The organism is Phenylobacterium sp. LjRoot219, assembly GCF_964252995.1.
Classification (GTDB): Bacteria; Pseudomonadota; Alphaproteobacteria; order Caulobacterales; family Caulobacteraceae; genus Phenylobacterium.
The window spans coordinates 3,551,912-3,569,123 of sequence record NZ_CAXUQI020000001.1 but is presented as its reverse complement, the minus strand read 5'-3'; the positions used below and the strand labels follow the sequence as shown (position 1 = coordinate 3,569,123).

23 protein-coding genes are annotated in these 17,212 nt (G+C 72.1%); 13 read left to right on the top strand and 10 right to left on the bottom strand.

Annotated elements, in window-relative coordinates:
* Window positions 1-48: 48 nt before the first annotated feature.
* Both rpmA and rplU read right to left on the bottom strand, forming a co-directional pair.
* Window positions 49-321, bottom strand: coding sequence for a 50S ribosomal protein L27 (gene rpmA / locus ACSQ14_RS17475; RefSeq protein ID WP_436015067.1), 273 nt, complete (start codon window positions 319-321; stop codon window positions 49-51).
* Between the two features lie 38 nt (window positions 322-359).
* Window positions 360-923 carry a 50S ribosomal protein L21 gene (gene rplU, locus ACSQ14_RS17470; RefSeq protein ID WP_436015065.1) on the bottom strand — a complete coding sequence of 188 codons (564 nt, stop codon included), beginning with the start codon at window positions 921-923 and terminating at the stop codon, window positions 360-362.
* A gap of 253 nt (window positions 924-1,176) precedes the next feature.
* Between rplU and ACSQ14_RS17465 the strand changes: the two genes are divergently transcribed.
* Window positions 1,177-1,803 carry a glutathione S-transferase family protein gene (locus ACSQ14_RS17465; RefSeq protein ID WP_436015063.1) on the top strand — a complete coding sequence of 209 codons (627 nt, stop codon included), beginning with the start codon at window positions 1,177-1,179 and terminating at the stop codon, window positions 1,801-1,803.
* A gap of 238 nt (window positions 1,804-2,041) precedes the next feature.
* Here ACSQ14_RS17465 and ACSQ14_RS17460 read toward each other — a convergent pair whose 3' ends face one another.
* On the bottom strand, window positions 2,042-2,410 hold the full coding sequence (locus ACSQ14_RS17460) for a VOC family protein (RefSeq protein WP_436015061.1): 369 nt from the start codon (window positions 2,408-2,410) through the stop codon (window positions 2,042-2,044).
* A gap of 56 nt (window positions 2,411-2,466) precedes the next feature.
* On the bottom strand, window positions 2,467-2,916 hold the full coding sequence (locus tag ACSQ14_RS17455) for a MarR family winged helix-turn-helix transcriptional regulator (protein ID WP_436015059.1): 450 nt from the start codon (window positions 2,914-2,916) through the stop codon (window positions 2,467-2,469).
* 126 nt (window positions 2,917-3,042) lie between these two features.
* On the opposite strand from ACSQ14_RS17455, the gene ACSQ14_RS17450 reads away from it, so the two are divergent.
* Both ACSQ14_RS17450 and ACSQ14_RS17445 read left to right on the top strand, forming a co-directional pair.
* Window positions 3,043-4,164, top strand: coding sequence for an alpha/beta hydrolase fold domain-containing protein (locus tag ACSQ14_RS17450; RefSeq protein ID WP_436015057.1), 1,122 nt, complete (start codon window positions 3,043-3,045; stop codon window positions 4,162-4,164).
* 163 nt (window positions 4,165-4,327) lie between these two features.
* Window positions 4,328-4,615: an antibiotic biosynthesis monooxygenase family protein gene (locus ACSQ14_RS17445; protein WP_436015055.1), complete on the top strand. Its 288-nt coding sequence runs from the start codon at window positions 4,328-4,330 to the stop codon at window positions 4,613-4,615.
* Window positions 4,616-4,773: 158 nt separating this feature from the next.
* Here the strand turns inward: ACSQ14_RS17445 and ACSQ14_RS17440 are convergent, their stop codons facing one another.
* Complete coding sequence (locus ACSQ14_RS17440) at window positions 4,774-5,574, bottom strand: SirB1 family protein (RefSeq protein WP_436015462.1); 801 nt, start codon at window positions 5,572-5,574, stop codon at window positions 4,774-4,776.
* Between the two features lie 108 nt (window positions 5,575-5,682).
* Here ACSQ14_RS17440 and ACSQ14_RS17435 point away from each other — a divergent pair, with 108 nt between their 5' ends.
* The 4 genes from ACSQ14_RS17435 (at window position 5,683) to ACSQ14_RS17420 (ending at window position 9,521) form a co-directional block, all read left to right on the top strand.
* On the top strand, window positions 5,683-6,552 hold the full coding sequence (locus ACSQ14_RS17435) for an SDR family NAD(P)-dependent oxidoreductase (protein WP_436015053.1): 870 nt from the start codon (window positions 5,683-5,685) through the stop codon (window positions 6,550-6,552).
* A 628-nt stretch (window positions 6,553-7,180) separates the two neighbouring features.
* Entirely contained in the window at window positions 7,181-7,477 is a 297-nt protein-coding gene (locus ACSQ14_RS17430) for a hypothetical protein (RefSeq protein ID WP_436015051.1), read from the top strand.
* 419 nt (window positions 7,478-7,896) lie between these two features.
* Window positions 7,897-8,994, top strand: a complete 1,098-nt coding sequence (locus ACSQ14_RS17425; RefSeq protein ID WP_436015049.1) for an HPP family protein — start codon at window positions 7,897-7,899, stop codon at window positions 8,992-8,994.
* Window positions 8,995-9,053: 59 nt separating this feature from the next.
* Window positions 9,054-9,521: a nuclear transport factor 2 family protein gene (locus ACSQ14_RS17420; protein WP_436015047.1), complete on the top strand. Its 468-nt coding sequence runs from the start codon at window positions 9,054-9,056 to the stop codon at window positions 9,519-9,521.
* Here ACSQ14_RS17420 and ACSQ14_RS17415 read toward each other — a convergent pair.
* From ACSQ14_RS17415 to ACSQ14_RS17405, 3 genes are all read right to left on the bottom strand, one after another.
* Window positions 9,518-9,790: an Lpp/OprI family alanine-zipper lipoprotein gene (locus ACSQ14_RS17415; RefSeq protein WP_436015045.1), complete on the bottom strand. Its 273-nt coding sequence runs from the start codon at window positions 9,788-9,790 to the stop codon at window positions 9,518-9,520. The two genes, ACSQ14_RS17420 and ACSQ14_RS17415, sit on opposite strands and share 4 nt — an antisense overlap.
* Window positions 9,791-9,918: 128 nt before the next feature.
* Window positions 9,919-10,614, bottom strand: coding sequence for a response regulator (locus ACSQ14_RS17410; RefSeq protein WP_436015043.1), 696 nt, complete (start codon window positions 10,612-10,614; stop codon window positions 9,919-9,921).
* Window positions 10,611-12,077 carry a sensor histidine kinase gene (locus ACSQ14_RS17405; RefSeq protein ID WP_436015041.1) on the bottom strand — a complete coding sequence of 489 codons (1,467 nt, stop codon included), beginning with the start codon at window positions 12,075-12,077 and terminating at the stop codon, window positions 10,611-10,613. Before ACSQ14_RS17405 ends, ACSQ14_RS17410 begins: the two co-directional genes overlap by 4 nt.
* 336 nt (window positions 12,078-12,413) lie before the next feature.
* Here ACSQ14_RS17405 and ACSQ14_RS17400 point away from each other — a divergent pair, with 336 nt between their 5' ends.
* The 6 genes from ACSQ14_RS17400 to ACSQ14_RS17375 all read left to right on the top strand — a co-directional run bounded on the left by ACSQ14_RS17400 (window position 12,414) and on the right by ACSQ14_RS17375 (window position 15,289).
* Entirely contained in the window at window positions 12,414-12,536 is a 123-nt protein-coding gene (locus ACSQ14_RS17400; protein WP_436015039.1) for a hypothetical protein, read from the top strand.
* On the top strand, window positions 12,533-12,727 hold the full coding sequence (locus ACSQ14_RS17395) for a helix-turn-helix domain-containing protein (protein WP_436015037.1): 195 nt from the start codon (window positions 12,533-12,535) through the stop codon (window positions 12,725-12,727). The genes ACSQ14_RS17400 and ACSQ14_RS17395 overlap by 4 nt, the downstream gene beginning before the upstream one ends.
* A 24-nt stretch (window positions 12,728-12,751) precedes the next feature.
* Window positions 12,752-13,813 (top strand): 2OG-Fe(II) oxygenase, encoded by a 1,062-nt coding sequence (locus ACSQ14_RS17390; protein ID WP_436015035.1) that lies wholly within the window; start codon window positions 12,752-12,754, stop codon window positions 13,811-13,813.
* A gap of 141 nt (window positions 13,814-13,954) precedes the next feature.
* Entirely contained in the window at window positions 13,955-14,215 is a 261-nt protein-coding gene (locus tag ACSQ14_RS17385) for a hypothetical protein (RefSeq protein WP_436015033.1), read from the top strand.
* 126 nt (window positions 14,216-14,341) lie between these two features.
* Window positions 14,342-14,800: a UrcA family protein gene (locus tag ACSQ14_RS17380; protein ID WP_436015031.1), complete on the top strand. Its 459-nt coding sequence runs from the start codon at window positions 14,342-14,344 to the stop codon at window positions 14,798-14,800.
* Between the two features lie 150 nt (window positions 14,801-14,950).
* Window positions 14,951-15,289 carry a UrcA family protein gene (locus ACSQ14_RS17375; RefSeq protein WP_436015029.1) on the top strand — a complete coding sequence of 113 codons (339 nt, stop codon included), beginning with the start codon at window positions 14,951-14,953 and terminating at the stop codon, window positions 15,287-15,289.
* 60 nt (window positions 15,290-15,349) lie between these two features.
* Here ACSQ14_RS17375 and ACSQ14_RS17370 read toward each other — a convergent pair whose 3' ends face one another.
* Both ACSQ14_RS17370 and ACSQ14_RS17365 read right to left on the bottom strand, forming a co-directional pair.
* Entirely contained in the window at window positions 15,350-16,072 is a 723-nt protein-coding gene (locus ACSQ14_RS17370) for a BON domain-containing protein (protein ID WP_436015027.1), read from the bottom strand.
* Window positions 16,073-16,230: 158 nt separating this feature from the next.
* Window positions 16,231-17,094: a hypothetical protein gene (locus ACSQ14_RS17365; protein WP_436015025.1), complete on the bottom strand. Its 864-nt coding sequence runs from the start codon at window positions 17,092-17,094 to the stop codon at window positions 16,231-16,233.
* Window positions 17,095-17,212 lie beyond the last annotated feature (118 nt).

Genomic DNA, 17,212 nt, shown 5'->3' with positions numbered 1-17,212 from the left:
GGTTCGCCTGATTGAGGAGGCGGAACCGGAACGAGAGGTCGGTTCGCCTTATTCGGCCGCCATCGCCACTGCCGGGACCACGGTCACGTAGGTGCGGTCGTCGCGCTTGGTGATGAACTTCACCGAGCCGGCAGCGGTCGCGAAGAGGGTATGGTCACGGCCCATGCCCACGTTGTCGCCGGCCCAGTACTTGGTGCCGCGCTGACGGATGAGGATGTTGCCGGCGAGCACCGCTTCGCCGCCGAACTTCTTTACGCCGAGACGGCGGCCCGCCGAGTCGCGCCCGTTGCGCGAGGAGCCGCCCGATTTTTTGTGAGCCATAACGCTCTCCTAGGGTTCTTTGTGGGCGAAAGCTTGGCCTACTCGGCCGCGCCCTCGTCGGTGGTCTTCTTGGCGGCGGCCTTCTTCGGCGCAGCCTTCTTCGGGGCGGCGTCGCCTTCGGCGGCGGCTTCAGCCTTCTTCGGCGCAGCCTTCTTGGCCGGGGCCTTGGCGACCGGAGCTTCCGCCGTCGCAGCGGCCACGGCCGGCTGGTAGGGGAGGTTGCGGGCGCGGGCGTCGAGCTCGGCCTTGGTGGTCAGGCTGACTTCGCCGTCCCACTTGGCGTCCTTGCCGGCGCCGCTGATGGCGGTCACGCGCAGCACGGTTTCCTGCTGGCGGTGGCCGCGGGTGCGGCGGTAGCCCTGACGGCGGATCTTCTTGAAGATCTTCACCTTCTCACCCTTGCGGGTTTCGATCAGGGTGGCCGCCACGCTGGCGCCTTCGACGACCGGCGCGCCGATCGTCACGGCCTCGCCGTCGCCCAGCATGAGGACTTCGCCGAACGCCACGTTCGCGCCGGGCTCGCCGTCGAGCTTTTCGACGACCAGCAGATCGCCCGGTTGAACCCGGTACTGCTTTCCGCCGGTCTTGATCACCGCGTACATGGTTCCGCGCCTTCGTACTTATAGAGAGTTGTGCAAAACGGAGTGCGCCCGCAGGGAGGCCCACGGGCGAGAGGGGCGGACTTATACGGATGGTGGGCGCAGAGTCAACGGAGAGTGGGCCGCGATCGGACGCGGCGCTGCTGGATCTGCGCAGGTCCTATTGAGCGCTGTTCGCGGCGCGCTTCAACCACGTGTCCGCGACCTTCTCTGCGCGCTGCTTCGCCGGGCCGGACGAGGCGGCTAAGCTCGGCCCATGCTGCGCATTCTCGGCCGACCGATCTCGATCAATGTCCGCAAGGTGCTCTGGGCCGCCGCCGAGGCGGGGCTGGCGTTCGACCATGAGCCGGAGTGGGCGGCCTCGCGCGACGTGAACAGCCCGGAGTTCCTCGCGCTCAATCCCAACGGCCTGGTGCCGGTGCTGGTCAGCGACGAGGGCGTCCTGTGGGAGAGCAACACCATATGCCGCTACCTGGCGGGCCGTGCTGGGCGATCGGACCTGCTGCCCGCGGCGGCCTTCGCCCGGGCCGAGGTCGAGAAATGGATGGACTGGCAGGCGACCGAACTCAATGGCGCCTGGGGGCCGGCCTTCCTCGCCCTGGTGCGGCGGCATCCGGACCATGTGGGCGACGAGGGGGCGATCGCCCGGAGCGCGGCGCGGTGGAATTCGCTGATGCTGCTCTTGGAGCGGCGGCTGGCGGAGACCGGGGCCCATGTCGCCGGCGAAGCCTTCACCCTGGCCGACGTGGCGATCGGACTATCGCTGCAGCGGTGGCTGCGGACGCCGATCGCGCGGCCGCCGACGCCGGCGCTGCTGGCCTATCGGACGCGGCTGCAGGAACGGCCCGCGGCGCAGGCGTGGATCGATCCGGACGTGCCGTAGCGCCCGATCTGCCGGTTTCCCACCGACCACGCTCCTCCACCGCAACGCGGGGGAGGGGGACCGCGCGCCGCAGAGCGCGTGGTGGAGGGGGCGAGCCGCGCGCACCGCGCCACAATGGCAATCGCAAGCGTGGATGTTGGCGGGGGAGGCGCCCTACTGGCGGCCTGCCCCCTCCACCGGCCGCTCTTCGGCGGCCGGTCCCCCTCCCCCGCTTCGCAGGGGAGGAGCGGTGGAGTTCTCAGCCCAGCTTGCAGGCGGCGAACTTGTTGCCTTCCGGGTCGCGGAAGTAGGCCATGTAAAAGCCCGGGCCGCGCTCGCCCGGCGCGCCTTCGTCGGTGGCGCCGAGCGCCAGAGCCTTGGCGTGGAAGGCGTCGACGTCGGCGCGGCTCGGCAGGTCGAAGGCGACCATCGCGCCGTTGCCGGCGGTCGCGGCTTCGCCGTTGAACGGCTTCAGCACGCCCAGCACCGGCGCGCCGCCCTTGCCGAACAGCGCCCCGCCGCGCGGGTGGTCGAACAGCTTGGTGACGCCCTGGGTGCCGAGCAGCTCGGTGTAGAAGGCCATGGACTTGTCGAGGTCGTTGGAGCCGATGGTGGCGTAGCGCAGCATGGGGGTTTCCTCGCGAAGATTTGCGGCGGCGATCATAGAAGTCGCGGCGCCGGCCGCTAGTCCTCGTGACCGCACTGACGCTTGATGATCGTCGCCAGCGCCTGAAGCATCGCCGTCTTGTCCTGCGCCGACAGGTGGCCGCTGATCCGGTCTTCCTGCCGCTGCAGCGCGGCGCGCACCTCGCCGAGCCGTTCGACGCCCTGCTCGGTCAGATGCAGGCTGAGCGCCCGGCCCTCGCCAGGGACGCGGGCGACCAGGCCGGCGGCGGCCAGGCGGGCGACCAGCGGCACCATGTTGGCGGGCTTGACCCGCAGGTCGCGGCCCGCCTCGCTCTGGGTGCGGCCAGGGTTCTCGCCGAGATAGATCAGCAGAGTGGATTCGCTGGCGCGCAGGCCCAGCGGCTCCAGCTCGGCCTCGACGCCGGCCTTCAGCAGGGCGGCGGCGCGCGGCAGCTGAAAGCTCAGCATGGCGGCCATGCTGTCGAACTTCATGCGCCCGGCGGTCATCGCGCCGCGCCGCCGCTTGCCATGCGAGTTATGTTATATAACATAAGTCCAACCATAGCTGGTCTCGCCGTCGCGGGCCAGCGTCGTCGCCCGCACGACGGGCCGAGTGACTGGGAGGGGAACCCAATGAAAATCGATACCAAGCGTGGTCTGCGCGCGCGCCTGCTGACGGCCGCCGCGGCCCTGGCCGTGATCGGCGTGTCCGCCCACGCCGCCAGCGCCCAGCCGGCGCCCGCGGCTCCCGCCGCCGGCGGCGGAACCATCGAGGCCGACGGCACGGTCAACGTCGCGCCGTTCCAGCTGCCGCCGTCGATCTACCTCAGCGAGAAGGCCAAGGCCGCGCTGCCGCGCAAGCCCACCGATCCGCAGGAGCAGATGTACCGCGCGCTCCAGGCGGGCAAGGCCGGCGAGATGCGCGCGCGGATCGGCGAGTTCATGGCCCCGACGATCAAGCACCACGCCGATCTCTATCCGGTGACCATGGCGCCGACGACGATCGCCGGCGTGCAGGCGGTCCGCGTCTCCCCGGTCAAGCCGATCCCGGCGGCCAACAAGAAGAAGATCCTGCTGAACCTGCCGGGCGGCGGCTTCGTGATGGGCTCGGCCAACGGCACCGGCATGGTGGAGTCGATCCCGCTGGCGGCGCTGGCCCAGGTGGAGATCGTCAGCATCACCTACCGCCAGGCCCCGGAGACCAGCTTCCCGGCGGCCAGCGAGGACGTCGAGAAGGTCTACCGTGAGCTGCTGAAGACCCATAAGCCCGAGGACATCGGCATCTTCGGCTGCTCGGCCGGCGGCCTGCTGACCGCCGAAGCGATGGCCTGGTTCCAGAAGGCCGGCCTGCCGCTGCCCGGCGCGATCGGCATCTTCTGCGCCTCGGCCGACGCCCGCTGGGGCGGCGACAGCCGCGCCTTCGCCGGGCCGTTCCAGGGGCTGCCGCCCGGGCCCGGCGCGCGCAACTACTTCGCCGAGGCCGACCTGACCAATCCGCTGGCTTCGCCGGTGCTGGCCCCCGACGTGCTGAAGCGCTTCCCGCCGACCCTGATGGTCACCGCGACCCGGGCGATGGAGATGAGCGCGGCGGTCAACAGCCACAGGGAGCTGGTCAAGGCCGGCGTCGACGCCGATCTGCACATGTGGGACGGGCTCGGCCACGCCTTCTTCTACAACATCGACCTGCCGGAATCGCGCGAGGCGTTCCAGGTGATGGCCGACTTCTTCGGCAGGCGGCTGAAGCTCGCGAAATAACCCGCAAGCGGGAGGGGGCGGGACGGCTGCGGCGCACGCCGGCGCGGCCGTCCCCATCACCCCATCGCCCGGCCGATAGGAGGCCTTTGGCGCCTGGCCAAAGGCTTGACGGATCGCACCCGGCAGGGCTCGCATTCGCCCCCATCAGAACAAGGGGACGGACATGGTCGTCGAACAGGTCGAGCTGAATGTCATCGCGGGCCGCGAAGACGAACTCCTGCAATATGTGACCGCCACCCGGGCGGTGATCGACGACTCCCCCGGCTGCCGGTCGTTCATCTTCGGCCGCGGCGTCGAGGATCCCTCGAAGGTGTTCTTCGCCGTCACCTGGGACACGATCGAGCTGCACAAGGCGGCCACCCAGACCCCGAAGTTCCAGGAGTTCAGCGGCGGCCTGCGCGGCTTCGTCACCGGCGCCAAGGCTGAGCACTTCGCGATCCACGGGGCGTAAGGCGCGCTCCCTCCCTTAATGGGGAGGGACAGCTCGCCGCAGGCGAGCAGGGTGGGGATGGGCGGATCAGGCTCGGGCGCCGAGTTCAGGCCCCTGACTCCCCCACCCCTGACCGCTTCGCGGTCGTCCCCTCCCCATTAAGGGAGGGGGGGAATTGTTCACCCCGCCAGCGCCGCCAGCGCCTGGGCCACGTGGCCGCGCAGGTCCGGGTCGCGGGTGGTCTCCAGCATCGAGCTTAGGCTCAACCGCGCGGCGTGGACGTCGCCGAGCGCCTGTTCCAGCCGGGCGCGCTCCCACCAGGCCAGGCTGTAGGCCGGGGCGACGGTGGTGATCCGCGACAGCACCGTCAGCGCCCGCGGCAGCCGGCGGGCCTGCTCGGCGCGGGTCGCCTGGTTCATCAGCAGCCGGGTCAGCACCGCGCGGTTGGCCATCGGCGCGACATGGTCGGGCGCGTGCGAGTCGAGCCGCCCCTCGGCGGTCAGCAACAGGCTGGCCAGCTGCTCGCGGCCGACGAAGGCGCCGCGGTTGAACGGATCGATCAGCAGCGCCCGCGGCTGGCCGACGCCGACCAGCACATGGCCTGGGGTGTTCAGCGCGTGCGCCACCCAGCCGACCCGGCGGGCCAGCGCCACATAGAGGATCGACAGCGTCACCGGCAGGCCGCGCCGCCGGTCGATGACCCGGATCAGGTCGGCGTTGGCCGGATCGTCATAGGTCTCGCGGTCGCCCTCGAAGCCGAACTCCAGCCCCAGCACGTCAGCCAGGCTCTCGGCCTGCTCGCCGGGCGCTCGGGCCGTGGCGGTGCGCGCCCGCAGCCGCCCGGCGATCTGCTCCAGCACGTCGAGGTAGCGTTCGAGGTCCGCCTCGGGGTGGTCGAGGGCGGCGATGTCCAGCGCGGCCTTGTCCAGTTCGATCTCGGCGTCGTCGACAAGGCCGAGGTAGGCGATCTGCTCGAACATGACCTCCAACAGGTACTCCCGGGGCGTCCCCCCATCCATGCAAAACGCGCGTGTGCGGCGGCCGCTGCGGGTCTATGGCAGGCGACCAATACGAAAGGGAGGCCGAAGATGGCGGCGGGAACGGGGCGCGTCGCGCTGGTCACGGGCGCGAGTTCGGGGATCGGCCTGGCGGCGGCCAAGGCGCTGGCGGCGCAGGGCTGGCGGGTGATCGCGGTCGGCCGCGATCCGCAGCGCAGCGCCGCGGCGGCGGCCGAGCTCCAGGCGGCGGCGAGCGGCCCGGCGCCGGTCATGCTGCGCGCCGACCTGTCGCTGCTGGCCGACGCCGCCCGCGCGGCGGACGAGATCGCCGGGCTCACCGACCGCATCGACCTGCTGCTGAACAACGCCGGCGGCATGGCGAAGGAGAAGGTGATCACCGCCGAGGGCTTCGAGCAGAACTTCGCCGGCAACCACCTCGGGCCGTTCCTGTTGACCACCCGGCTGCTGCCGCTGCTGCGCCGCGCCGCCGCCGAGGCGGCGAAGGGCGAGGTACGGATCATCAACACCTCGTCGGACGCCAGCGAGATGATCCCGGGGCTGGATTTCGACGACCTGCAGGGGCTCGCCAGCTACCACCCCGGCCTCGCCTACTGCCGCGGCAAGCTCGCCAACGTGCTGTTCGCCCGCGGCCTCGCCCGGCGGCTGGCCGGCGACGGGATCGTCGCCCACGCCCTGCACCCCGGCACGGTGGACTCCAACTTCATCACCCACGCCGACGAGAAGGCGCAGGCGCACATGCGCACCTTCGCGATGAAGACCCCGCAGGAGGCGGCCGAGGCGCTGCTGTGGCTGGCGACCGGCGACGAGCCCGGCCGGACCAGCGGCGGCTACTTCCACCAGCGCCAGCCGCACGCCCCCCACGCCCAGGCCGATGACGCCGCCGCCGTCGAGCGGCTGTGGTCCGAGAGCGAGAAGCTGCTTGCCCAGGCCGGCGTCTAGCCCGCCGATCATCCCGGAACGCACATCGGCGACGGAACAAGCTGTACTATGGCTTGGGCTGATTTCTATGGCCAAGCTGTCCCGGCGGCTCCGCGGGCGTGCGGTCACCACGTTGTGATCAGCGGTTCCGTCGTCGATTCGCCGCCGCCCGAAGCCGACTTCGGGGCCGTGGCCGAGCTGCTGATCGCCGGCCCGGGGGACCCTCCGGGCCGCGCGCGCGTCCGGTCCTGAACAGGCGATCGGAGCCGGCGTCCCGCGCCGCGGCGGGCCGGTCGTGGCAGGTGGCAAGAACGCGGCTGCTAAAGCCGTGGTTGTCTGCGACGCGAAACATTTCAAGGGCATCGGCGCCCCTCCGGGCCGGCTTGCGGCCGCCGGAAGGTCGGGTCGCGAGGGTTCCGCCGGCGCCGTCGCCGTGGCGTCGACGGGCGTTTCAGGCTTGGCCGTGCGGGGGTTCGCGGCCGGGTCGACCGGCGTCCGCAGCCGCCGAAGCGGGGCCTTTAGCGGATTGTTCTCAGGCCGCGGCGACCCTCCGCCTCCGTAGAGTCACCCATGTTATTGCCGCGCGATGCAAAGTGAACTGCTTTGCTGTTCGTAAGTTAATTGAGGCATTCAGCAGCGGAGGTTGTTCATGCGCAAATTTGTAACCAAGAGCTCGTTGGTGGTTCTGGCGGTCGGCGCTCTGGCGCTCGGCGGCTGCGCCACGACGGATTCCGTCAAACAGGCCCAGGCTACGGCCGACCAGGCTCTGTCGACGGCTCAGGCGGCCCAGTCTGCGGCGCAAAACGCCCAGTCTTCGGCCGACGCGGCCAACCAGGCGGCGCAACGGGCGCAGGCCACGGCCGACCAAGCGAACCAAGCGGCGCAGGGTGCGTCCGCGGCTGCGGCTGCGGCTGCGGCCCGCCCGCAACCCGGCGAGCGAGGCTAGAGCTCGGCCGCCTGACCGGCGGTCCGTTCACGTCCTCGCCGTTCTCCGCGCCCACCGGGCAAGCCGTTCGACAGACGGCGCGCCGGCGTGCGCGGGGAGCGGTCCAGGTTCGGACTGGCGCGGGTCCGCCCGCGTCTGACCGGGCCGCCGTCTTGGCGTTCGCCGGGGCGGCGGGGGCGTGCGGCTTCCGGCGGGCGTCGAACTCATCGTCTACGGCGGCCGGCTCGGCCGCCGCGGCGAAGCGGCGCGCCAGGCCGCCCGTTGACAGCCTCCGCCTTGAGCGCGGCTCTGTGATCGGGCAGAGAGCTCTTCCCTGATCAGGCTGCCCGCCTGATCGGATCCGAACGGCTCTAACCCTGGGATCGAGCGCGGTTGTCCGCAGAACCCACATCTTTTGCGGCCCGCGCTCTGGGCGCCCGATGACCCGCGCCCGTTTCGCGTTTCCCCGTGCGCGCGCGCCGCTGAGCCTGCGCGATGCGACGCGCGCAGCGCTGGGCGTGGCCCTGGGGCTGGCGTTCACTGGCCTGCTCGCCCGGTTGGCGGCGACGGGACAGCTTTCGACGGTCCCCTTGCTGGTCGCGCCGGTCGGCGCATCGGCGGTGCTGGTGTTCGCCATTCCAGCGAGCCCGCTGGCCCAGCCGCGCGCGGTGATCGGCGGCAACCTGTTGTCCGGCCTGGTCGGGGTGACCGCCGGCCTGTTGATTCCGCACGCCCTGCTGGCCGTGGTCGTCGCCGCCGGCGTGGCGACGCTCGTCATGCTGCTCACCCGCACGCTGCACCCGCCGGGCGGGGCGGTCGCCCTGGGCGCGGCGCTGGCCGCGCCGGCCTCGGCGGCGGCCTATGCGACGGCGCTGGTTCCGCTGGCGCTCTGCTCGCTGCTGATCACCGTCGCCGCGGCGATCTATCTGAACCTGACCGGCCGCTCCTATCCGCACCGGGTCGCGGCGAAGACCAGTCCCCACGCCACCGGCGACCGGCCGCCCGGCGAGCGGGTCGGCTTCACCGGGGCGGACCTCGACGCGGCGCTGGCGCAGTACGGCGAACTGCTCGACGTCAGCCGCGAGGACCTCGACGCCCTGTTCCGCCAGGTGGAGCTGCAGGCCCACCGCCGGCTGCATTCGCAGATCCGCTGCGAGGACATCATGTCCCGCGACGTCGTCGCCGTGGACCTCGAGCAGACGGCGCATAGCGCGCTGGCCTTCCTGCAGCGGCACGACCTGCGGACCGCGCCGGTGGTCGACGGCGCGCGCCGGGTGGTGGGCGTGGTGCGTCGCGCCGAGCTGGTGGCCGGCGGCGATCGGCCGGTGTCGCGGGTGCTCGACCCCTTCGTGCACAAGGTCCGGCCGGGCACGCCGATCCAGGCGCTGCTGCCGCTGCTCTCCAGCGGCGCGACCCACGAGGCGATGGTGGTCGACCGCGACCGGGTGCTGGTCGGGGTGATCACCCAGACCGACCTGCTGGCCGTGCTCTATCGCGCCCACGTCGTCGAGGCGGTGGTGGCGCGCCAGGCCGCCTGACCGCACACTCTCTCCCGGACGTGGCGCGAGACCACGTCGGCATTCGGGAGGACGCGGCCATGCACGAGCCGATGACGGACCTGGAGCGGATGATCGCCATCGAGGCGATCAAGCACCTGAAGGCGCGCCGGATCCGCGCCTTGGACACCAAGGATTGGGCGACCTACGAGGCGCTGCACGCGCCGGACTACGAGGCCAACAACGAAGGCGAGCAGCCGTGGAAGGGCTCGAAGGCCAACACCGAGCGCCTGGCCGAGCTGCAGAAGGACAAGGTCTCGGTGCACCACGCCCACACGCCGGAGATCACCCTGCTGTCGCGCACCCGGGCCACCGGCGTCTGGGCGATGGAGGACCGCATCTGGTGGAAACAGGGCGACGAGGACCACTGGCTGCACGGCTGGGGCTTCTACTACGAGACCTACGAGAAGCGTGGTGGCGAATGGCTGTTCACCAGCCGCCAGCTGAAGCGCCAGAAGGTGACCAGTTCGCCCGGCGCCGTGATCGGCGATTTCCGGGCGGAGCCTTAGGGGGGCGGGCGCGAGGCCGCGGCGGCGGCGTTCTGGGCGGCCTGGTTCGCCTGGTCGGCCGTCGCTTGCGCCCGTTGCGCCGCGGCGTTGGCGGAGTCCGCCGAGGCTTGGGCGTTCTGCGCCGCAGACCCGGCGGATTGGGCGGTGGACAGGGCCTGGTCGGCCGTCGCTTGCGCCTGTTTGACGGATTTCGTCGTAGCGCAGCCGCCGAGCGCCAGGGCGACGAGCGCAATAGCGACCAAGGAACTCTTGCCTGCAAGTTCGCGCATCGAACAGCCTCCGCTCATGGGTGCCACGATAACTTGCGAACAGCGAAGCAGTTCACTTTGTATCACCTGACAATAACCTGGGTGAGTCTTTGGGGCAGTCGGGGACCTCCTGGCGTGCCCTGTCCGCCTCAGTCGTCGGCGCGCAGCCGGTAGCCGACGCCGGGCTCGGTCAGCAGCAGCCGCGGCGACGAGGGGTCGGCCTCCAGCTTCTGGCGCACCTGGCCGACCAGCACCCGCACCGACTGGGCGTCGACCTGGGCGTCCGGGCCCCAGACGGCGGTGATCACCTGGCGGTGGGTGACGACGCGGCCGGCGTGGCGGGCGAGCGCGCGGACCAGGTCGTACTCACGCGGCGTCAGGCGGATCTCCTCGTCCTCGATCAGCACCCGGCGGGTGGCGAAGTTGATCTCCAGCTCGCCGACCGCGAACCGTGGCTGGGCGGCGAAGCGCCGCTCGCGCCCGCGCAGGCTGGCGCGGATGCGGGCCAGCAGCTCGCCGACGCCGACCGGCTTGTTGACGAAGTCGTCGGCCCCCAGGTCGAGGGCGGCGATCTTCTCGGCCTCCAGGTCGCGCGCCGAGAGCACGATGATCGGCGTTTCCGACCACTCGCGCACCCGCCGGATCACCTCCTTGCCGTCCATGTCCGGCAGGCCGAGGTCGAGGATCAGCACGTCGCAGGGTTCGCCGGCCATCCGCGTCAGCGCCGCCTCGCCGGTGCCGGCGGTCTCCACGACGTAGCCGGCGGCGGTCAGCGCCGGCGTCAGCGCGCGGACGATCGGCGGCTCGTCGTCGACCAGCAGCAGGCGGCCCTGCGGCTCCATCATGTGGCCAGCGGAAGCGCGAGCGATACGGTCAAGCCGGCCTCCTTTCCCTTGCGGTTGCGGGCCTTGACCCGGCCGCCCATGCCCTCGACGAGGCCGCGGGTGATCGACAGCCCGAGCCCGGCGCCGGAAGCCTTCACCCCCTCGGCGCGGAAGAACTTGTCGAAGATGCGCGCGAGGTTGGCGGGCGCAACCCCGGGGCCATGGTCGCTGACCCGGACGACGACCCAATCGCCCTTCACCTCGCAGGCGAGCTCGACCGCCGCGCCGCGCGGGGTGTGGCGCAGCGCGTTCTCGACGACGTTGGCCAGCGCCTGCTCGAACAGCACCGGGTCGCCGAGCGCCTCGGGCAGGCCGGGCGCCGCGGTGACGGTCAGCGGGTGGGTGCCGGCCAGGGCGTGCCGGCGCACGACCCGCTCCACCACCTCGCCGAGGCTGAACGGCGCCTGCTGCACGGCCAGCGCGCCGGCCTCCAGCTTGGTCATGTTGAGCAGGTTGCCGACGTAGAGATTGAGCCGGTCGGCCGCCTCCTGAATGGTCCCGGCGAGGTCGCGGCGGGTCGGCTCGTCGAAGGTGTCGCCGAACTCGTGCAGGCTGCTGGCGCTGGCGACGATCACCGCCAGCGGGGTGCGCAGGTCGTGCGAGATCGACGAGAGCAGCGCGTCGCGCAGCTGGTCGGTGCGCACCCGCGCCTCGGCCTCGGCGTGGGCGGCGGCGAGCTGCGCGCGGGCGATCGCCGCGGCGCCGACGTCGACCAGGATCTCGAACAGCGGCTGCTGGTCCGGTTGGGCGGCCCAGGCGGACGCCGGGCGCCAGGCGGCGAGGCCGAGCGGCACGCCGTCGGCGACCAGCGGCCGCAACGACCAGCCCTCGACCCGGCGGGTCTCGATCTCGCCGGCGGCGCCGGCCTCGGCCGCGGCGTCGGCCGCGCGCGCCAGCTCCGCCGAGAGGGCCAGGTTCGCCGGCGCGGCGGTCAGCGCGCCGTCGGCGCGCACGAAGGCCGGGCCCTTGGCCGCGGCCGCCAGGTGCGCCGCCAGCCGCTGGCGGATGATCTGCTCGTCGCCGGAGGCCGAGAAGTCGCGGGTGGCGTCGAACAGGGCCGCGGTGGTCTCGGCCCGGGCGCGGGCCTTGGCGGCCTCGTCGCGCACCCGGCCGGTCAGGTTGCCGGTCAGCATCGCCACGCCGAGGAACACCACCAAGGTGAGCAGATCGTCCGCCGAGCCCAGGGTCACGCTGAAGCGCGGATCGACGAGGTAGAAGTTGTAGATGGCGAAGGCCAACAGGGCGGCGAAATAGGCCGGCCCCGAGCCCAGGGTGTAGGCCGCCAGCAGCACCCCGGAGAGGAAGACCAGCGACAGCCGCGTGCTCTCGGTCAGCCGGTAGAGGATCTCCGACAGCCCGGTGCTGACCAGCACGATGCCGAGGGCCGCGGAGTATCGCCAGAGCGGTCGCATCCGAACGGGCAAACGGCGGGCTCCAACTGCAGCTGGCGGACGACGCGCCCCGCGGAGGGAGGCTCCTTGGGGGCGCGCCGCCACGCTCCGACCCGACCCGGGGGAGGCGGGCGTCCCCCAAACGGCCCCAAGCGGCGGGACGCGTCAATTATGGGTTCCTTATGCCGGGCCGCGGTGCGGCGGAAAACTTATAAGCTTCTTATACTTGTCCCGCCCCGCCGGCGGTCGCATCCCTCGCCGCGGAGCCCAGGATCGGACATGGAGAGCCACGCGCACCCTGCGCAACAGGCAAGCCCTCCGTCGCCCCACCGCCCACCGATCCTGGTCTCCACTTTGAGGGGTCGGCCGATGCACATGCCGCTTGTCGTTCTCTATGCGCTCAGCGCCGTCCTGGCGCTCGCCTTCGTCTGGCGCTTCGTCCACTTCTTCCGCGGTCTGAAACGCGACGCGCGCGGGACCGTCGAGCAGTGACGGCGCAGGAATGCCGCCGCCGTCGCGAGGCGCACGGCCTGACGATCGCGCGTCTGGCCGCCCTGGCCGGGGTCTCCGAGCGCACGGCGCTGCGCTTCGAGACCCAGTCGGTGCAGAGCCGCTACGGCACCATGCTCGCGCTCAAGCGGGCGCTGCAGGGGCTCGACGCCGGCGTCGGGCTCGCCGCCTGAGCCGACGGTCCCGATCGCAACGCCATGTCGCTCATTCCCGGCACGCCCGCCCCGCTGTTCACCGCGCCTTCGCCGGTGAACCCGCGCTTCGCCTTCGGCAGTCTCGGCGGCCGCTACCTGCTGTTGCTGTTCCTGCCCGAGCCGTCACCGGAACGGGAGGCGGCGCTGGCCGCCGTCGCCGAGCGCCGGCGGCTGCTGAGCGACGAGCGGCTGCTGGTGTTCGGCGTGCTGCCGGATGCGGCGAGCTTCGCGGCGGCGGAGCAGGCGGAGGACGGGATCCGCTGGTTCCACGATCCCGAGGGACAGATCCGCCGGCTCTACGGCGCGGCCGACGGCGACGGCCGGCTGTCGCCGCAGGTGGTGGCGATCGATCCGTCGATGCGGATCCTCGGCGCCCTGCCGCTGGCCGACACCGCCGCGGTGCTCGAGCGCGTGGCGGCGCTCGGTGCGCCGGAAGCCCACGCCGGCACGACGCTCCATGCGCCGGTGCTGATCGTCCCTCGGGTGCTCGAGCCGAGCTTCTGCCGCCAGCTGATCGCCTGCTACGACGCGGCCGGCGGGTCGCCCTCGGGCGTGATGCAGGAGCGGGACGGCAGGACCGTCGGAGTGTTCAACTTCATGAAGCGGCGGATGGACGCCGCGATCCCCGACGGCCCGCTGCAGCAGCAGCTGCGTGCGCGCCTGGTCCAGCGGCTGCTGCCGGAGATCGAGAAGGCCTTCCAGTTCCGCGCCGGCTACATCGAGCGCTACATCGTCGCCTGCTACGACGCCGAGGGCGGCGGCTTCTTCCTGCCGCATCGCGACAACACCACGCCCGGCACCGCCCACCGGCGGTTCGCGGTGTCGATCAACCTCAACGCCGAGGAGTTCGAGGGCGGCGACCTGCGCTTTCCGGAGTTCGGCCGGCGCACCTACCGGCCGCCGACCGGCGGGGCGGTGGTGTTCTCCTGCTCGCTGCTGCACGAGGCGACGCCGGTCACCCGCGGGCGACGCTACGCCACCCTGCCGTTCCTCTACGACGAGGCCGGCGCGAAGGTCCGCGAGGCCAATCTGCACACCATGCACGAGGTCCAGGTGCTGACCTGAGCGGGGGCCGCGGGCCGGCTGAAGATCATAAGTTCGTGTGGCGCGTCGGAAGGGCGCGGTTGTGAGCCATCATCGGCGCAGCCGTCGCGCGCGAGCGCGTCCCGCCCGCGACCTCGGCGAAGCCAGACCGTGAGGACGACGATGGACGACCGTCACAATCCGCAGCAACTCCACCTGATGGCGCACGATTCCGCAGTGCATGCGGTCCTGCTGATGGACCTGCTGCGGATCGTGCAGAGCATGGACGCGGCGGCGTTCCAGGCCCAGGTCCAGCGGGCCGAGCTCGAACTGCGCGAGGCCGGCAAGGGCTCCAGCCCGCTGCACGGCCGCGTCTCGCACAGCGTGCTGGAGGATCGGCTGGCCTACCTGCGCTCGGTGCAGATCCAGGCGGCGGTCGCCTAGCGCCCGGACGCCGGAGGCCTGGAACTTCATCCGGCCTAGGCGGTTGCCGGCTTTACTGGAGGAACGCTGTCGCATGCTGCGCCGGCGGCGCGGATGGGATCGGCGTCCTGGCTGGAAGGACCCAACATGCTCAAGCCTGCCGCTTCATCCGTTCTCTGGCTCCGCGCCGCGCTGATCGCCGGCGTCACTGTGGCGGCGACGCCGGCGCTGGCGCAGCAGACGGTGGAGGAGCTGACCGTCGTCGGCCGCCACGGCGTCGGCCCGAGCGCCCGCAGCATCTCGGCGGTGGTCAGCTACCGCGACCTCGACCTGACCACCGAGTCCGGCCGCGCCATGCTGAGCCAGCGCGTGCGGCTGACCGCGCAGGACCTCTGCCGGCAACTCGGCGCAGCCAACATGGGCGCGACCGGGACGGCGCCGTCCTGCGAGCAGGACGCCATCAACAGCGTCGGCGAGCAGCGACGGGTGGCGATCGCCGACGCCTCGCCGCGGGCGCTGGCCGAGGCGCCGCCCTCGTTCGCCCCGGCGGCGGAAAGCCAGGGCGTGCCGGCCAGCGCCACCGCGCCGGCGCCCAACGGGAATTGAGCGCGGGGCCGGCGTGTAACAGCGCCGAGAACCGCGACATCTTTCTCTAAGCATCAGCCGCAATTCGTGAGTTGTCGGCCGGGCGGACGCTGTTAGCGTTCGCCCGCTGCTCGGGGCAGCGACAGTCGGCAATCAGAAGGAATTACGGCGATGACGCGCACCATCCTGTGCGCTGCGTTGTCCGCATCTGCTTTCCTGGGTGCGGCGACCGTAGCGCATGCCGAAGACGGCCAGATCCGGGTGAGGATCTCGGACCTCAACCTGGCGAACGCGGACGGGGCGCAGGACGCCCTGGAGCGGATCCACTACCGGGCCGAGGTGTTCTGCGAGGCCAACGGCGGCAAGCTGACGCTGCAACGGAGCGCGGCCGCCGACCGCTGCGTCGCGGAGCTGACCCATCGCTCGGTGGCCCAGCTCGACGCACCGATGGTCACGGCGCTGTACGACGGCTCGTCCTACGCGCCGCAGGTGCTGCTGGCGCAGCGGTAGACGCACCGAACGGGGCGAAGGGCGGCGCGTCCAGGCGCGCCGCCCGCGCTCGCGTCCGGCTCAGGTCACGGCCGGGAACTCCCGTGGCGGATGGACGCGCAGATTGTTCTGCAGGTGCTGCACGCCGCTGACTCGCTCGGCGATGTCCTCCGCCCGGCGCTTGTCCTCGCGCGTGTGCACCAGGCCGGTGAGCGTGACTTCGCAGTTGGTCACCACGACCTCGATGTCCGAGGCGTCGAGCCAGGAGTCGTCGCTCAGCCGGTCGTTGATGTCCTCGCGGATGCGCTCGTCGGACCGAGTGTAGTTCTTCGGCCCGCGGCCGCGGTGCTCGCCCATGCTCATGCTTGAGCGCCAGCCGGAGTCCGCCTCGCCGTCGGTCACCCGCCGCACCGGTTCGTTGACGCCGACCACGCCGCGACCTTCGCGGGCGTAGTCGTCGCCGTAGCGCTGGTCATGGCGTTCGGCGTAGGCGGAGTGGCCCCAGTCCTGCTGGCCGCGGCCCTCGCGGCCGTAGCGCTCGTCGTAGGGCTGAGCCCGCCAAGTTTCGCCGCGGCCGTATTCGCGGTCGTGCTCGCGCCGCGCGGCCTGAAGCTCTTCGCGCAACTCCCTGCGGCGGTCCCGGCCGGCTTCGCCGTAGCTCGGGCCGGGGTGCTCCTCGAAACTGCGTTGCTCGTCGAGACGGGGGTCCCGCCGGCGCTGTCCGCCGAACTCGCGACCCTCGCGGATTTCCCCCCGATCGCGGCCCCGTTCGGCGTCGCGACCACCCTTGTACCAGTCACTCATGTCGCATCCTTCCTGATCCTCGCCGGCGCACGCCTGGGGTGCGCGCCGGCGACGGGCCAAACCCCGACCGCCCGGGATCGTTCCGAACGGCGGCCGCCCGGCGGGTCACATTTGGCGCGGGGCGGGAAGGCTCGCCGCGAGGCGCGCGGCGACGGGGATCAGCGGGCGTGCAGCAGGTCCGACCAGCGCCAGGATCCGGCGCCCAGCACCACCCGCTGCGCGCCCGGTCCGTCGGCGAGCGACAGCACGACCAGGCCGCGCATCGCCTGGGTGCGGCAGGACTTGGGCGCGAACCCGACCTCCACGGCGATGGCCTGGCGCACGCTGGCCAGGCCCTTGCCTTCTTCGTCGCCGTGCTGGAGCCAGTCGCCGTTCCAGACCATCAGCGGCCGGCCGGCGAAGCCGGGGGCGCGCCGCGCGCGGGCCAGCGCCGCGCGCACGCTGTCGTCGTCGCGCAGCGCCTTCTGCAGCCGCCGGACCATGTCGCAGCGGCCGCCGGCGCCTGCGCCGGTGCCGCCGCCGCCGGCGCCGTCGCCCTCCGCGCCGAGGCCGCCGGACCCCGAACCTTCGCTCTCGGCGGTGGTGGCCCTGGCGAGTTCGGCGGCGCTCACCGCCACTTCGGTGACCTGCTTCGGCGGGTCCGGCGGGACCAGGCGCGGCGGCACGTCGGTGGGCGCGAGCTTCGCCACCTTGCGCTGCGGCGGCGGGGGCTTGGTCTTCGCCGGCTTCGGCGGCGCCGGGGTCTTGGGACCGGCGGCGCCGGCCTTCTTCGGCGCGGGGTCGGCCTCGGCGACCGGGGCCAGCGTCGGCGGCGGCGGGGGAGGCGGCGGCGGTTCGACCAGCAGCAGCTGGATCACGGGCGGCTCGGGCGCGAGCGGCGGGCTCGCGGGCGTCGCGAACACCACCACGGCGAGGATCAGGCCATGGATCGCCAGCGTCGTGGCGCCGGCGGCCAGCCGGGCGCGCCGCGTCCGGCGGCGCAGCCGGACCTCTTTCGCTGGTGGTGGCGCTCCCCCGGTCATAAGGCTCCTGAACGTCGGTCGGGGGTGACCCCCAGTGACGCTTGAAGACCACCGGCTGGCGTCAGCATCGTGGCGCGGAGCGCCGCGCTTCGCCCCATTTGCGGCGGCGATTCGGCGA

Bases quoted from the DNA above. Each gene is read 5' to 3' on its own strand.
- rpmA (WP_436015067.1), bottom strand. From the start codon at position 321: ATGGCTCACAAAAAATCGGGCGGCTCCTCGCGCAACGGGCGCGACTCG.
- rplU (WP_436015065.1), bottom strand. From the start codon at position 923: ATGTACGCGGTGATCAAGACCGGCGGAAAGCAGTACCGGGTTCAACCG.
- ACSQ14_RS17465 (WP_436015063.1), top strand. From the start codon at position 1,177: ATGCTGCGCATTCTCGGCCGACCGATCTCGATCAATGTCCGCAAGGTG.
- ACSQ14_RS17460 (WP_436015061.1), bottom strand. From the start codon at position 2,410: ATGCTGCGCTACGCCACCATCGGCTCCAACGACCTCGACAAGTCCATG.
- ACSQ14_RS17455 (WP_436015059.1), bottom strand. From the start codon at position 2,916: ATGACCGCCGGGCGCATGAAGTTCGACAGCATGGCCGCCATGCTGAGC.
- ACSQ14_RS17450 (WP_436015057.1), top strand. From the start codon at position 3,043: ATGAAAATCGATACCAAGCGTGGTCTGCGCGCGCGCCTGCTGACGGCC.
- ACSQ14_RS17445 (WP_436015055.1), top strand. From the start codon at position 4,328: ATGGTCGTCGAACAGGTCGAGCTGAATGTCATCGCGGGCCGCGAAGAC.
- ACSQ14_RS17440 (WP_436015462.1), bottom strand. From the start codon at position 5,574: ATGTTCGAGCAGATCGCCTACCTCGGCCTTGTCGACGACGCCGAGATC.
- ACSQ14_RS17435 (WP_436015053.1), top strand. From the start codon at position 5,683: ATGGCGGCGGGAACGGGGCGCGTCGCGCTGGTCACGGGCGCGAGTTCG.
- ACSQ14_RS17430 (WP_436015051.1), top strand. From the start codon at position 7,181: ATGCGCAAATTTGTAACCAAGAGCTCGTTGGTGGTTCTGGCGGTCGGC.
- ACSQ14_RS17425 (WP_436015049.1), top strand. From the start codon at position 7,897: ATGACCCGCGCCCGTTTCGCGTTTCCCCGTGCGCGCGCGCCGCTGAGC.
- ACSQ14_RS17420 (WP_436015047.1), top strand. From the start codon at position 9,054: ATGCACGAGCCGATGACGGACCTGGAGCGGATGATCGCCATCGAGGCG.
- ACSQ14_RS17415 (WP_436015045.1), bottom strand. From the start codon at position 9,790: ATGCGCGAACTTGCAGGCAAGAGTTCCTTGGTCGCTATTGCGCTCGTC.
- ACSQ14_RS17410 (WP_436015043.1), bottom strand. From the start codon at position 10,614: ATGATGGAGCCGCAGGGCCGCCTGCTGCTGGTCGACGACGAGCCGCCG.
- ACSQ14_RS17400 (WP_436015039.1), top strand. From the start codon at position 12,414: ATGCACATGCCGCTTGTCGTTCTCTATGCGCTCAGCGCCGTCCTGGCG.
- ACSQ14_RS17390 (WP_436015035.1), top strand. From the start codon at position 12,752: ATGTCGCTCATTCCCGGCACGCCCGCCCCGCTGTTCACCGCGCCTTCG.
- ACSQ14_RS17385 (WP_436015033.1), top strand. From the start codon at position 13,955: ATGGACGACCGTCACAATCCGCAGCAACTCCACCTGATGGCGCACGAT.
- ACSQ14_RS17380 (WP_436015031.1), top strand. From the start codon at position 14,342: ATGCTCAAGCCTGCCGCTTCATCCGTTCTCTGGCTCCGCGCCGCGCTG.
- ACSQ14_RS17375 (WP_436015029.1), top strand. From the start codon at position 14,951: ATGACGCGCACCATCCTGTGCGCTGCGTTGTCCGCATCTGCTTTCCTG.
- ACSQ14_RS17370 (WP_436015027.1), bottom strand. From the start codon at position 16,072: ATGAGTGACTGGTACAAGGGTGGTCGCGACGCCGAACGGGGCCGCGAT.
- ACSQ14_RS17365 (WP_436015025.1), bottom strand. From the start codon at position 17,094: ATGACCGGGGGAGCGCCACCACCAGCGAAAGAGGTCCGGCTGCGCCGC.